Source organism: Paenibacillus sp. 2TAB23, from assembly GCF_052115165.1.
Lineage (GTDB): Bacteria > Bacillota > Bacilli > Paenibacillales > Paenibacillaceae > Pristimantibacillus.
In genome coordinates this window covers 13,311-27,974 of record NZ_JBFRGD010000036.1, presented here as the reverse complement: position 1 = coordinate 27,974, position 14,664 = coordinate 13,311, and the positions used below count along the sequence as shown (strand labels likewise).

Below are 14,664 nucleotides of genomic sequence, written 5' to 3'. Positions count from 1 at the left end.
CTTATGGAGGGCGAGAAGTTATGGCTAGTTTCAGGTATAATAGGAAGCATGAATAGATGCAGGAAGGCGGAATAATAAATGAACAATATAGTTTCTCCAAAATGGTTGCTAGCGCGCATGTACGAGTCGGACATCGTCATTGTCGATTGTCGGTTTTTAATGGGCAAGCCGGATGCGGGCCGTGAACGATATGAGGTATCGCATATACCTGGAGCCGTGTATATGGATCTGGAGAAGGATCTGTCCGCACCAGTCAGCGAGCATGGCGGACGCCATCCACTGCCGGATATCTTTGAATGTACTGTCGCGCTGAGCCGCGTAGGCATCGGCAACGAGACTCGCGTCGTCGCTTATGACGATCAAGGCGGAGCGATGGCTTCACGTCTGTGGTGGCTGTTGAAGTATCTGGGCCATGAGCAGGTGTTCGTGATGGATGAAGGCTTTACGGCTTGGATAAATGCGGGATTCCCCGTATCATCGGAGCAGAAGGTGCTTATCCCTGGCAAGTTCTTGGCGACGGTCCAGCATACGATGCTGGTAGAGATGGACGAAGTGAAAACACTGCTAGCAGACGAAAAAGTAACGCTAATCGATTCACGCGAAGCGCCTCGTTACCGCGGTGAGGTCGAGCCGCTGGACAAGGTGGCCGGCCACATCCCCGGCGCAATCAACCGCTTCTGGAAAGATGGCCTCGCGGAATCTGGCGCATGGAAGGACACTGCAGCGCACGCAGAGCGCTTTGCTGACCTGAACCGTGATGATGAGATCATCGTCTATTGCGGTTCTGGCGTAACCGCGACTCCGAATGTGATTGCTCTTCAGGAAGCAGGCTTTAATAAGGTAAGGCTTTATGCAGGGAGCTGGAGCGATTGGATTTCTTATGAAGAGAATCCGGTTGCGGTTGGGGAAGACTAGGGGGAGGATAGCAAATAACAGTATTCAAACTTTGAACACATCGCCAGTTGGCCTAAGACACATAGCGATGTGTTTTTTTCTTAAAGCAAACAAGAAGTCAACATGCAGAACCGAAAATACTTTCGTGGCAGGTCTCACCGAACGCTTACAACTATGACCATATATAAAGCACTGAAATGATCACTAACACTAATGGTGAGACCAGAACATCTAAATTCACTTTCGATAAATAAGTCAACAAAAGCAAAACGTTGAATCGTGATCAACAGAAAATCAACTTATTAAAAAACACTTCTAAACGCATCTAACTTAAATAGCAAATCTCTAAGATCATCCGAAAAATCTGAAGGATTGAATTCATCAATGATTTTGAAATCGGTTAAAGTCACCGAGTATATTATTTGAACTTCTGTGCGAAGTAATGCTAATACTTCTTTCCCAGGGACGATTTCCATTCTGGTATTTACGTCTGACCATTTGGAATCAAATAGCTCTAATGTCTCTTCACCAATCGTTGCTCCATCAATTCCACTTTTTTTAAGATATTCTACTCTCTTATTCACATATTGAGCTTGTATTTTATTTTTTAATGGCTTGGTTATTCGGTCAAGTATATGATATATCGAATCTGACTCTACTGGTGTATAATCTGATCTTCTAGCCTTTTCTTTCATCGCTCTTTTTAATGTTTTCTCTAATATTTCCGGGACAAGTAAATAATTTTCAAGTTCTTTTCTGCTGTGTATGTGAGAGAATTCTAAGTGTTCATCTAACTCCTTTTTAATGCTTTCTAGTTGTTCACTTGACCAAAAATCACGATCGTATATTGAACCGATACGAAGCGATGTATCAAGAGTTGACTTGAAACCCCATGCAAAAGATTTTATTCTATCCCACGATGAAAAACCGCCCGACTCAAATGCAGTGATTTCGTTCCCCGAAGCCAACTCTAACAAACCCAATTGGCGTGCAAATCTTCGTAAAATTTTATAGTCGTAGTCACCTTCAACAAACAAAAGTCGACCGGTTCTTGCTAGATGAGTAAGAGTAATGTTCTGTACTGATCCAACAGAGTCTAACGCTCTTTGAATGCCTTTAATGTCTTTAATTCTTTCAGCTTTTTTAACTTTTTTATTAATAAGAAGTATCTCTGAAGGATCTGATTCACCCATAATCTCAGTAGAGTGTGTGGCTAATATAATATCAGGACCGCAATATCGTAAAATCCCCAGTAGTTGACGCTGCACATCCGGGTGCAAATATACTTCCGGTTCATCAACTATAAGTAAAGTGGCTTTTTTACATCTTGAAATATGTGTAAGAAGTTGGCACCATATTTGAAACCCGAATCCAGACCAGAAGAGTTCTCTAGAGATTCTATTTTCTCTACAAAACATTATTAATTCTGGTAACATTATATCTGGCTGTTTAGGGGATTCAATCTCCATGCCAGGCCATGTTTTGCTTACCAATTCTGCGAAATCTTTAAAGTCGCTTGGATTGTTCCTCCAATAGTTCCTGAAATGTCTTGATGCTCTATGTGTAGTTAATCCTTTGCGAATTGTTTCATCAGAAACAATGTGTTCATTCTGTTCTATTGGTCCAAGTACTGGAACAATTTCAAGTGAGATTGGAAACTCGGTGCGAAACTGTGAAGGTGTAACTACATATTTTCCTTGTGTTTCAGGGAGTAGATAGCAGCCTCCCTCGAAAGGGAAAAACAAAACAATTTGATTTGAATTAGATAACGTGAACCTTACAGTTGTATCGACTTCTTCATAATCTGTGTGTACATTCTCAAGTGACATTGGTAAAGACTCAATATTGAGTTGATACCCGAAAATTTCTTTATTATCTAATCCTTTGACTATTGTAGCTTTCTTTGACAACGCATGTCTTACTCCAACTCCTAATGCTCTAAAAGCACTTAAAATAGTAGATTTTCCGCTATTGTTTGGTCCAACTAAAATATTCATATGTTGAATGCTTATAGTATAATCTCTCAAAGCCTTATAATTTTTGAATTCTACTTTTGTGAAATTGATTGCGGCTTTCATTTATTATCCCCTCGATATAATCGTATTTGCATATATTATACGATAAATGGAAACATTTTCTCTAATTCATATATTTTAAGTTTCTAATTTGTAAGGGAGTATCAGAAACCAGGATCCTAACTGTGTGCGAAATATTAATGAAATAATGGCGTTGCAACGTAATAGCGAAGGTGTATTGCAACAGACTCCAATTAATCTATACATTGGCTAAATGGCATGCTATATTCAGTTTAGACGACTTGGATTTTTATCCTAATATTTAACGAAGTATGTAAATAACATGCTCTAGATAATCAAAGCGCCTAACTTCGGTAACTTTATAACTCAAATAAGTGAGGGGATTTAATTGCCAAAGGTTTTTTTGTCTCATAGTAGTGCAGATAAAGAAAGTTATGTAAGAATCGTAGCAAATAAATTAATAGAGGATTTTGGAATTCATAATTGCATTTATGATGAACTGACATTTGAAGAAGGCATGAGGTCAATTGAGGAAATAGAAAAGGGCCTAGAGAAAACTGATTTATTTGTATTATTTTTATCTGATAATGCAATGAAATCAGAATGGGTAACTGGAGAATTAAACAAAGCACAGAATTTATTTTCTAATGGTAATATTAAGAAGATTTATCCTATTATTATTGACTCGAATATTACATTCAAGGATGCAAGAATCCCTCAATGGTTAAGAGATGAGTATAACTTAAAATATATAAGTAGACCTACTAAGGCTTACAGCATGATAAAACAAAGGCTCATAGAGATTAGTTGGGATATACATCCTAGGCTTAAAGAAAAAGAAAAAATATTTGTTGGAAGAAATGATCATACTAAAATTTTTGAAGAAAGACTTGACTCATATGATAAACATATACCCCTAGCTTTTTTTGTTTCAGGTGTTGAAAATATCGGACGGTCATCTTTACTAAAATATTGCTTGAAAAAATCAAATGTGATTGATGACGCTTATCAGCCTTTAACAATTTATATGAATTCTCATGAAAGTATAGAGGATTTCATCTTCAAATTGTACGGATTAGGCTATACTTCTGATACAGTAGATCTAACAGATTTTTTAAATAAATCGATGAAAGATAAGATTGAACTTGCACTATTGCTTTTAAAAGATCTGCAAGAAAGTAGAGAAAAACTTATTATCAGAGATGATGGTGGTATTGTTACTTTTGATGGGAATATTATTCATTGGTTTATTGATATTATTGAAAATTTACCATATCAGGACAGAATAACAATTGGCGTCATAGCAAAGTTCAAAGTAACAATGAGACAACTTTGGAGAAATGAAAAAGTCTTTACAATGGAAGTTGAAGTGCTAGAAAAAAAAGAAAGGGAGGGGCTTTTAAAAAGATATTTAGATTTTGAAAATATTAATCTGACCGTAGATGATTTTCTTCTTTTCTCAAGTCTATTAAAAGGCTATCCAGAACAAGTGTATTATGCTGTGGAGTTAATGAAGAGAGATGGATTAGAAGGAGCTAAACGACAATCATATGAAGTTGTAAACTATAGTCTTGATAAAGTAACAAAGTTGCTGCTTCACTATGAGGAAGATAGACAAGCCCTAGATTTTCTTTATTTTTTATCTCATTTTGACGTTATAACATATGATTTTATATTCAAAATCGTGGGAGATGAAATATTTTACAAAGTAAAACTTGCGGAGTTTATTAATTCGTCGATTTGTGAGTTTTCGGGGTCAAATAAGGAATACCTCAGAGTTATCTCACCTGTGAAGGACTATATTCAAAGAGCTGGTCTAGAATTATCCTCTGAAATTCGTGAGAGATTAAATGAACATATCGAATACTTTTTAAAGAATTATAACTTTGAAGAAATTGAAATCCCAGAATATCTTTTTAGTATTAAAGAAGCACTATTAAACGGGAAAAAAATTGAAGCGAAATACTTGATTCCATCCCATTTTTTGAAGACTATGATTGAACTTTATGACAAAAAAAATAAATACACTGAAGTTGTTCGAATAGCAGATGTTGCACTAGAGAATGCTGAATTTATGGATTATAAAATAGTATTTGAAATACGATATTATTTATGTCTATCTTTAGCGAGACTTCGAAATAATAGATTTTTAAAAGAGGTTCAAAATATTTCAGGCCCGGATCACAATTTTTTATTAGGTTATTTCTACAGATTAATTGGAAAAAACGATAGAGCATTAGAAGAGCTTCAAAGGAGTTTAAAAGAAAGACCAAACTTTTCAAGAGCAAAAAGAGAACTTGTACAGGTGTATATTCAGTTGGAAGAGTTTGAAACTGCAACTGTTCTTGCCAAAGAGCATTACGAAAACGACAAAACCAACTCATATCATATGCAAGCCTATTTCCGTTGTATAATTAGATCTGAAAAAAATACTGCAAATAGAAAAGTATTAGAAGAAATTCTTGAAAATTTATCCAAAATAAAATCTACTATTGCAGATGAGATGAAGCTACGCTGCAAAGCTCAGTTTCTTGCAATCTATGATAATAGGGAACATGACGCAATCGCATTGATCAACAAAGCAATTACAGATTACCCTAACTTATCTTATGCGCTTTATACGAAAATAGAAATATTAGAGAAATTTTCAAGAATAAGAGACATGGAAATGTTATTGATGGAAATTGAAAAAACTGTTAAAAAAGGAGACTATAACTACATAACTTTCATTAAATCAAAGGCTATATTATTTGCTATGCAAGGAAACATTGAAAAAGCATTGGACTTAATTGTTCATAACTCTAAATATATACCTGAAAAAGTAATTGATAAGATTATGACAAGAATTCAGTATTATGACACACAACAAAAGAAGCAGGCTTAGGAAGGCAATAAATAAATTGCTCTGTAGATGCAAAAGTCTTTTACTTGAAAACATCTTCAGAGTCAAACTGACAGTCCGAGCGATTGGAATAGCTATAAGGAGAATCCGATTGCGGTTGGAGATGAAGAAGAACGGAAAGATGGATAGTAATATTTGAAGTTAGAACACATCACCAAGCGGTTTTGATACCTTGGTGGTGTTTTTTTTGGCCGACAGTCAACGTGGAGTCAACTATCGACTTGAGAGTATTATAATTTTGATCTCGCTGAATGACTTCTCTTACAAATGCGTATTATAATTTTCAAAGCAGCATGGCGCTTTAACCACTAAGGGATGGGATACAAATCGATTGAAGTTGGTTCTGAACAGTGTTACTCTAACAACGGTAAACTCATAATCTATGGTTTGCAATGCATTTAATAATAGTCATTATATTAGTTGTAGAGAAAGGAAATACTATGATAAAAGTTGAAAACTTATCCTTCTCATTCCCGCAAAAAGAACTATATAAAAACATTTCATTTACGCTTGAAGAGGCACAGCATTGCGCTTTTATAGGAACAAGCGGCAATGGGAAAAGTACATTGATAGATATATTAATGGATCCAGAAAGATACTTGTTCGACGGCAAGTTGGAAATAGACCCGACTTGCAGGATTGGTCTCGTAAGTCAATTTCCGCAATTCGACAAAACGAAAGAAACAACCGTTTATGAATATATAGGGGAAGAATTTATTAAGATACAAAATGAAATAACCGCTATTTGTACGGAGATGGAAACATCATCGGATATGGATTCCTTATTAGAAAAATATCAATTGGCTTTAGACGCATTTGATTCAATTGGCGGGGAAGATTTTGAAAGCAAAATGAATAAGAAACTTAATCTTGCAAACCTTATGAAGCTTAAAGATCTTAAGGTATCCGATCTGAGCGGTGGGGAATTCAAGCTTATTCAAGTGATGAAGGAAATGCTTAGTAGTCCAGACTTAATGATTATGGACGAACCAGATGTATTTTTAGACTTTGAAAACCTAAATGCGCTTAAGGACCTTATTAATTGTCACAAAGGAATACTGCTAGTTGTTACGCACAACCGTTATCTATTGAATCATTGTTTCAACAAAGTTATACACCTTGAAAACACAGAGATCCAAGAGTTTGATGGGCGATATATGGATTATACCTTCTCACTACTTCAGACTAAAGTTGAGTTACAAGAACTCAAAATCGCTGAGGATGAAGAAATGGAGAGAAACGAAAATATAATTATTAAATTTAGAGCTAACGCAACCTATAATACAGAAGCTTCTAGAGGCAAAGCATTAAAAGCTAGAGTCAAGTTTCAAGAAAGATTGGAAGCGCGTAGAATTAAAGCGCCATTTGTTGATATTAAGCAACCGAGTATTAGTTTTGGTATTGATAAGGAAATGGAAGACGCTATTGTTGTGAATGTCAATAATTATAGTGTTGCCTTTGATGAGTTGCTTTTAAACCATGTTAACTTTGAGATAAAATCTACGGATAAAGTAGCCATTATCGGTTCAAACGGTACCGGGAAAACGACATTACTTCGAGATATTTTTAAAAATAATCATGATTCAATTAAAATAAATGCTGATGTTAAAATGGCTTATTTATCTCAAAATCAAGGCGAAGTGCTAAAGGAATCTAATACCATACTAGAAGAATTCATCGATGCTGGGTTTAAAACTTATGATGAAGTTAGATCGTATATTTCAAACTATGGCTTTGAGGGAGAAATCGTTAATCAAAAAATAGAATCTTTATCTGGTGGAGAAAAAAATATGCTTCAATTGGCTAAAGTTGCTGCCAGTGAAGCAAACGTATTGCTTCTTGATGAACCGACAAGCCATTTAGACATCTATTCACAAATCGCATTGGAGAAAGCTATTGAAGATTATAAAGGTGCGATTCTCATGATTTCTCATGATTTCTATTCTGTTGTAAATGGTATGGATTATGTTTTAATCATTGACGATAAGACAATTGAAAAAATGAGTATTAAAAAATTTAGACAGATGATTTATGCTAGTCATTTTGATAAGAACTATTTGGAAACAGAACAAAATAAAAGAATAGTTGAAATGAAAATAGAATTGGCTTTAAAAGATACTGATTTTGAACTTGCAAAAGTATGGGTTGATGAGCTGGAAGAGCTGATTAAGCTGCTTTAAATGTTGACCCTGGCAATCGCCGAAGGCAATGTGCCGACGTCTCGTCCCGTCGTCCCGGATCTGTCGCTGCGAGCGTTGCTGTCCCGTTGGAAGATCCTTCGACGCTGAGCACGTCGGGTTTCAACTTTCGGTCTTCCGAATGTTATAAGGACGGTCCTTTTAAGGCGAAAATTAATACCACTCGTGCAGAGGTAGCTATCGTCATTTTTAAAGCGATGGCCCTTCAGAAACAACATCATAGGAAAGCACCCGATTGGGTGCTTTTCTATTTCTCCGAAAGGCGAATTCAAATGAGCTTCTCATATCTGCAGCGTACCTGCTGGTACGACGTGTTTTTGCGTAATTTGACATCTTCCTCCCGTTCTTAAGGACCATTGACGGCGCTTGCAGATTATCCCCATAATAGAAAAAGGTGTTACATAAATTTACAGTTGGGAGAGGGTAAAATGTCCAAACGCGTGCTTATTCTAACCGGCGACGGTGCAGAGGTACTGGAGGTTTATTATCCATTCTATCGACTCAAGGAAGAGGGCTACGAGGCGGTGATCGCTTCACCGAGGAAGAAGATATTGAATACGGTATGCCACGACTTCATCGAGGGATGGGATACTTATTCAGAGAAGCCAGCTCATCTGCTGCCGTCTGATATAGCCTTTGCGGACGTGGAGCCTGCTGATTACGATGCCTTGATCATCCCAGGCGGACGCGCTCCTGAGTTCATCCGCAACGATCCAGACCTTCCGCGAATTGTCCAACACTTTCTGGAAGCGGACAAGCCTGTAGGTGCGATTTGTCACGGTGCTCAGGTATTCCTGGCGCTGCCCGATCGTTCCTACTTCAAAGGCAGAACGTTAACGGCATACAATGCGTGCAAGCTGGAAGTCGAATCACTCGGGGCAGAATATGCAAGTGAGACGCTTCATGTAGACGGAAATTTAGTATCGGGTCATGCATGGCCGGATCTCCCTGGATTTATGCGGGAATTTCTAAATCTGCTGGGCCGGACGTCGAACAAGGAACTAACGTCAACCACGAATTAATTCATAATATTGCGGAAAAGCCAGTGCCGTTCAAGCGCTGGCTTTGCTTACGAATAGCAGTATCTAATAATTCTGCTTTCAGAAATTCCTCTTGGCGGTTATCCTCTTCTTTGCTTGGCATAAGCCGGGGCCAGTGAGTATGATCACTTCTCTGATTCCGGCTTTTCCTTCGCATGTTTCTCCGTGACTATTCCACTTCGATTGCTTTTACGGTTTCACCCTCAATTAATACGGGCTGGTAGTAGGTGCTCACGGGCAGGTCTTTTTTGCCTTGTAAATTCTTTATGACCCAGTCAGCTGCGTCTCGCCCCATTTGCTCTTGGGGATGCGTCAGCGTCGTTAGCTTGATATTGGCGTTTTTGGCGATATAAGAATTGTCCTGTCCAATGATGGATAGGTCGTCCGGAATGGAGATTCCGAGTTCCCGGCATACATTTACAACCTCTAAACCTACCTCGTCGTTGTAGCATACAAGCGCAGTCAATTCATCTCGATTGTCGTTCAGATACACTTCCAAGTTAGCGGACAGGTCCGACTTTGTCGATGTATCGAATGAAAGCACATGCTCTTGCTGAAACCGCAATTTGGCTTCGCCTAGTGCTTTGATAAATCCCTTCATTCTGAACTTCCCTTGCAGATCATCCATTTTTGCAATGATGCCGATCTGGGAATGTCCTTTGGCAATCAGCTCCCGTGTTGCGAGATAGCTGGACTGAACGTCATCCAGACAGAAGAAAGGAACCTCCAGCTCTTCATAATAGGCATTGATCATCGTGAACGGAACATCCTGCTCCTTAAAAGACAGGTAGTATGCGATATTGGGATTGTATACATTGCTTCTAGTTGGTTCTATAATCAGGCCATCCACGCCGTAGGATAGCATCATTTCCAAAGCTTTTTTTTCCTGGGAGATATCATTATTGGTGCTGGCTAACAGCAATGAATAGTTATCTTCATTTAATCGGCTTTCAATGCCGCGGATAATGGAGGGGAAGATATAATCCGAGATATAGGTTGTGATGACGCCAATCGTTTTATTCATCGTTTTTGTACCCGTTCTAGACCGGTATTGGCTGCTAACGTACGTGCCGGATCCCCTCTCGCTTCGCAGGAACCCCTCGTTCGATAACTCCAGAATAGCTTTTCGAACCGTCTGACGGCTTACGTTGTAGCTCTCCTGCAAAGCGAGCTCCGAAGGGATTTTCTCGCCTGCTTTGTATGTTCCAGAGAGGATATAGCTTTTGATATCATCAATAATGAGCTGGTACTTTGGCTTCACGCAATCCACTTCTTTCATCGTTGTTCGAAAAGTTGTACGTACACATTTTAGCATGAATGGCTAGAAATGCAAATGCAGTAGTTTTATTTGCGATTTTAACCGTACAAGTTCCATGCTCATTCATATAAGGAAGCTATAAATGAGGCCAATTAAGGTGGCTTAGTCATTTATGTTAGTATAACTATTGAACTATATTGACAAATGTACGTACAGAAAATATACTAAGGCTGTCAGAATGAGAAAGCGCCTTCTTTCTATTGGGATTTTCCGGTTATCTCATGAAGTTACCGGTCCGTTAGGAAGCAGCTAGTATAAAAATCGGTGGGGTTAAATTACGAAATTGAACGCGATATGAGCGATTTGATTTTCGAGCAAACTACGAGCAGAGAGGGGCTAAGCGTGACCATGAATCAAGTCGATTTGAAAGAAGCGATAACCAAGGGAGAAACTTCGCTGGGTATTGAATTTGGATCTACGCGGATCAAAGCGGTGTTGATCGATCGTCGTTTCGAGACTATCGCATCGGGAAGCTTCGAGTGGGAAAATCGGTTGAAAGACGGATATTGGACGTACAACCAGGAGGACATAATTACAGGTCTCCAAACCGCTTATCGTGAAATGAAGCAGGAAGTAGAACGTAATTATGGAGTCACCCTCCGGATCGTCGGTTCGATCGGGTTTTCCGCAATGATGCACGGCTACATGGCATTCGATAGTGCGGGCGACCTGCTAGTGCCGTTTCGGACTTGGCGCAATGCAACAACAGGCGCGGCAGCAAGGGAACTAACGGACTTGTTCCAATTCAACATCCCTGAGCGCTGGAGTATTGCCCATCTGTACCAAGCCATATTAAACCAAGAGGAGCATATGCCTCGCATTGATTTCGTTACGACGCTGGCTGGATATATCCACTGGCTGATGACCGGCAATAAAGTGATCGGCATCGGAGATGCTTCCGGCATCTTCCCTATCGATGAGTCAACCCATAATTACCATCCAACGATGGTCAAGCAATTCGATGAATTAACCGCGGCCAAAGGCTATTCGTGGAAGCTGGAGGAGCTTCTGCCTAAAGTATATCTCGCAGGCGAGCAAGCTGGCGAGCTGACAGTGGCGGGAGCCGCGATTCTAGACCCTGCCGGCGAGCTGCAGTCCGGCGTTCCGCTATGTCCTCCAGAAGGCGATGCCGGCACAGGCATGGTTGCGACGAACAGCGTAAAGAAGCGTACGGGCAACATCTCCGTAGGCACTTCCGTTTTTGCGATGATTGTATTGGAGAAAGAATTATCCAAAGTATATCCGGAGATCGATATGGTCACGACGCCGAACGGCAGTCCGGTCGGCATGGTGCATGCGAACAACTGCTCCAGCGATCTCAACGCCTGGATGGGATTGTTCCGCGAATTTTCCGAGGCTATGGGGTACAACGCGGATTCCGGCAAATTGTTCAGCGTGCTGTTGAATAAGGCATTGGAAGCCGACCCGGATGGCGGCGGTTTGCTTAGCTACGGTTATCTCTCAGGCGAGAATATTACCGGAATCGAAAAGGGCAGACCTTTGTTCGTTCGCTCGCCCGAAAGCAACTTTAATCTGGCTAATTTCATGAGAACGCACTTATTCACTGCTTTCGGAGCGTTGAGGCTCGGAATGGACATTTTGACCGAAAACGAACAGGTGGCGATTGACAGCATCTTGGCTCATGGCGGTCTCTTCAAAACCCCTGTCGTTGGGCAAAAAGCTTTGGCCGCTGCGCTGAACGTGCCGATCTCGGTCATGTCGACGGCCGGCGAAGGCGGTGCATGGGGCATGGCGCTTCTGGCTTCTTACATGACCGACAAGGATCAAGAAGAGAGCCTGGACGAGTTCCTGGAGCAGAAAGTGTTTAAAGATGCCGAAGGACAGGAGATTGTTCCGGATACTACGGATGTCGATGGGTTCCAAGTATTCATCAAACGATACTATGCAGGGCTTGCCATCGAACAAGCCGCTGTAGACCATCTGCTAGAGAACGGGAGGAACTAACGTTGTTAGAACAACTGAAAGAAGAGGTATATCAAGCGAATCTGGATTTGCCGAAGCACGGACTTGTGAAATTCACTTGGGGCAATGCGAGCGCCATCGATCGGGAAAGCGGCCTGTTCGTGATCAAACCGAGCGGAGTTAGCTACGAGAAGATGAAACCGAGCGACATGGTCGTTGTGGATCTTGACGGCAACGTGGTCGAGGGAGAGATGAGACCATCCTCCGATACCGCAACGCACGCCGTGTTGTACAAACACTATCCGCGAATTGGCGGCATCGTGCATACTCACTCGACTTGGGCAACCATCTGGGCGCAAGCGGGACTCGATGTACCCGTAATGGGAACGACGCATGCGGACACCTTCTACGGTGCCGTGCCTTGCGCGCGGTTCTTGAACCAAGAGGAGGTTGACCGGGGGTACGAAGCGGAGACAGGTCACGTTATTATCGAAACGTTCGAGAAGCGTGGATTGGATGTCATGGCGATCCCGGCTGTCCTACTCCAAGGACATGCGCCTTTCACTTGGGGGAAAGACGTGAAGTCGGCGGTCGTGAACAGCGTCGTGCTGGAGGAAGTGTGCAAAATGAATCTGTACGCGCGTCAATTGAACAACTTTGCCAAAGAACTGCCACAAGGCATTCTGGATAAGCACTATCTTCGCAAGCACGGGAAAGATGCCTACTACGGGCAGAAATAATCGCCTTACTTATTTAAAATATAGAAAAGAGGATGATCGAGATGTCAGTAACAGCAGCTAAACAATTTTGGTTCGTCGTAGGTTCGCAGCATTTGTACGGGGAAGAAGCACTGGCTGAAGTGAAGGCCCATGCGCAGACAATGACCGATGCCTTGAATAATAGCGGTGTGCTCCCTTACCCGCTTGTTCTGCAGGACTTGGCTGTCAGCGCGGATAAAATTACGAGCATTATGAAAGAAGTCAACTATCGCGATGATGTGGCAGGTGTCATCACATGGATGCATACGTTCTCGCCTGCAAAAATGTGGATTCGCGGCACGAAATTGCTGCAGAAGCCTCTGCTTCATTTGGCAACCCAGATCAATGAAAGCATTCCTTGGGCAACGCTCGACATGGACTTCATGAACTTGAACCAAGCCGCTCACGGCGACCGCGAATACGGCTTCATCAATGCTCGTCTGAAGAAACAAAACAAAATCGTCGTAGGCTACTGGGGACGTACGGAAGTGCAGCAGCAAATTGCGGATTGGATGGACGTTGCAGTTGCTTATAACGAAAGCTTCAGCATCAAAGTAGCCCGTTTCGGCGACAACATGCGTAATGTTGGCGTAACGGAAGGGGATAAGGTCGAGGCACAAATTCAATTCGGATGGACCGTGGACTATTACGGCATCGGCGACCTTGTACAATACGTGAATGCTGTTACAGAGCAGGAAATCGATGATCTGTTCGCGCAATATGCGGAGCTCTACGATTTCGATTACGGCACGAACAGCAAAGAAGCTTGGGAAGCGAGCGTCAAAATCCAAGTAAGCTATGAAATTGCCATCAAGCGGTTCTTGGACGAGAGAGGTTATAATGCCTTCACGACGAACTTCGAGGATTTGCATGGCATGAAACAGCTTCCTGGTCTAGCTGTCCAACGTCTGATGGCGCAAGGCTACGGCTTTGCTGGCGAAGGCGACTGGAAGACTGCCGCGCTTGATCGCTTGCTGAAGGTGATGAGCCGTAATCAAAACACAGGCTTTATGGAGGATTACACTTACGAGATGGCGGCTGGTCAAGAAGCCATCCTGCAGTCCCATATGCTTGAGGTAGATCCATCCTTGGCAAGCAACAAGCCCACAATTATTGTTTCCCCGCTCGGTATTGGCGATCGTGAAGATCCGGCGCGTCTGGTATTCGATGGCAAAGCTGGCGAAGGCGTCGTTGTATCCATGGCTGACTTCGGCACTCATTATAAATTGCTGATCAATGAGGTTTCGGCATTCGAGCCGACGGTTCCGGCACCTAATCTTCCTGTTGCTCGCATCCTGTGGACGGTGAAGCCGAACTTCCAGGATGGAGTAAGAGCTTGGATCGAGAATGGCGGCGGCCACCATACCGTCGTTTCCTTGAACCTGACGACAGACCAAATCGTGACTTATGCGAAACTGGTTAACTTGGAATACGTCGTCATTAAGTAATCCATCATAAAGGTGAAAGGTAAGCGGACTCGGGTCAATCGTGAGTCCGCCTCCTTGAGCCGGATGTAAAATCTGTTTCTTTTGCAAATGAGCAACTCCATCTACCAAGAAACCGTTTTTTTTGAATAACTGTATTAGTGGGATATT

9 protein-coding genes are annotated in these 14,664 nt (G+C 41.5%); 7 read left to right on the top strand and 2 right to left on the bottom strand.

The window, feature by feature from the left end; translation table 11 throughout:
* Nucleotides 1-78 precede the first annotated feature (78 nt).
* Entirely contained in the window at nt 79-915 is an 837-nt protein-coding gene (locus tag AB4Z29_RS30575) for a sulfurtransferase (RefSeq protein ID WP_441946676.1), read from the top strand.
* A gap of 281 nt (nt 916-1,196) precedes the next feature.
* On the opposite strand, the gene AB4Z29_RS30570 is transcribed toward AB4Z29_RS30575, so the two are convergent.
* Entirely contained in the window at nt 1,197-2,972 is a 1,776-nt protein-coding gene (locus AB4Z29_RS30570; RefSeq protein WP_441946675.1) for an ATP-dependent nuclease, read from the bottom strand.
* Nucleotides 2,973-3,318: 346 nt separating this feature from the next.
* On the opposite strand from AB4Z29_RS30570, the gene AB4Z29_RS30565 reads away from it, so the two are divergent.
* The 3 genes from AB4Z29_RS30565 (at nt 3,319) to AB4Z29_RS30555 (ending at nt 9,052) form a co-directional block, all read left to right on the top strand.
* On the top strand, nt 3,319-5,814 hold the full coding sequence (locus tag AB4Z29_RS30565; protein WP_441946674.1) for a TIR domain-containing protein: 2,496 nt from the start codon (nt 3,319-3,321) through the stop codon (nt 5,812-5,814).
* A gap of 458 nt (nt 5,815-6,272) precedes the next feature.
* Entirely contained in the window at nt 6,273-8,012 is a 1,740-nt protein-coding gene (locus tag AB4Z29_RS30560) for an ABC-F family ATP-binding cassette domain-containing protein (protein ID WP_441946673.1), read from the top strand.
* A 446-nt stretch (nt 8,013-8,458) separates the two neighbouring features.
* Nucleotides 8,459-9,052, top strand: coding sequence for a DJ-1/PfpI family protein (locus AB4Z29_RS30555; protein ID WP_441946672.1), 594 nt, complete (start codon nt 8,459-8,461; stop codon nt 9,050-9,052).
* Nucleotides 9,053-9,239: 187 nt separating this feature from the next.
* Here the strand turns inward: AB4Z29_RS30555 and AB4Z29_RS30550 are convergent, their stop codons facing one another.
* The gene (locus AB4Z29_RS30550; RefSeq protein WP_441946671.1) at nt 9,240-10,331 is read right to left on the bottom strand and encodes a GntR family transcriptional regulator; all 1,092 of its coding nucleotides are present in this window, start codon (nt 10,329-10,331) and stop codon (nt 9,240-9,242) included.
* A gap of 405 nt (nt 10,332-10,736) precedes the next feature.
* Between AB4Z29_RS30550 and AB4Z29_RS30545 the strand changes: the two genes are divergently transcribed.
* Genes AB4Z29_RS30545 through araA form a run of 3 tightly spaced genes read left to right on the top strand, consistent with a single transcriptional unit; the run spans nt 10,737 to nt 14,517 of the window.
* Nucleotides 10,737-12,353, top strand: coding sequence for a xylulokinase (locus AB4Z29_RS30545; protein ID WP_441946689.1), 1,617 nt, complete (start codon nt 10,737-10,739; stop codon nt 12,351-12,353).
* Nucleotides 12,354-12,355: 2 nt separating this feature from the next.
* Nucleotides 12,356-13,051: an L-ribulose-5-phosphate 4-epimerase gene (locus AB4Z29_RS30540; protein ID WP_441946670.1), complete on the top strand. Its 696-nt coding sequence runs from the start codon at nt 12,356-12,358 to the stop codon at nt 13,049-13,051.
* 41 nt (nt 13,052-13,092) lie between these two features.
* Complete coding sequence (gene araA / locus AB4Z29_RS30535; RefSeq protein ID WP_441946669.1) at nt 13,093-14,517, top strand: L-arabinose isomerase; 1,425 nt, start codon at nt 13,093-13,095, stop codon at nt 14,515-14,517.
* Nucleotides 14,518-14,664 lie beyond the last annotated feature (147 nt).

Bases quoted from the DNA above. Each gene is read 5' to 3' on its own strand.
- AB4Z29_RS30575 (WP_441946676.1), top strand. From the start codon at position 79: ATGAACAATATAGTTTCTCCAAAATGGTTGCTAGCGCGCATGTACGAG.
- AB4Z29_RS30545 (WP_441946689.1), top strand. From the start codon at position 10,737: ATGAATCAAGTCGATTTGAAAGAAGCGATAACCAAGGGAGAAACTTCG.
- araA (WP_441946669.1), top strand. From the start codon at position 13,093: ATGTCAGTAACAGCAGCTAAACAATTTTGGTTCGTCGTAGGTTCGCAG.
- AB4Z29_RS30570 (WP_441946675.1), bottom strand. From the start codon at position 2,972: ATGAAAGCCGCAATCAATTTCACAAAAGTAGAATTCAAAAATTATAAG.
- AB4Z29_RS30560 (WP_441946673.1), top strand. From the start codon at position 6,273: ATGATAAAAGTTGAAAACTTATCCTTCTCATTCCCGCAAAAAGAACTA.
- AB4Z29_RS30555 (WP_441946672.1), top strand. From the start codon at position 8,459: ATGTCCAAACGCGTGCTTATTCTAACCGGCGACGGTGCAGAGGTACTG.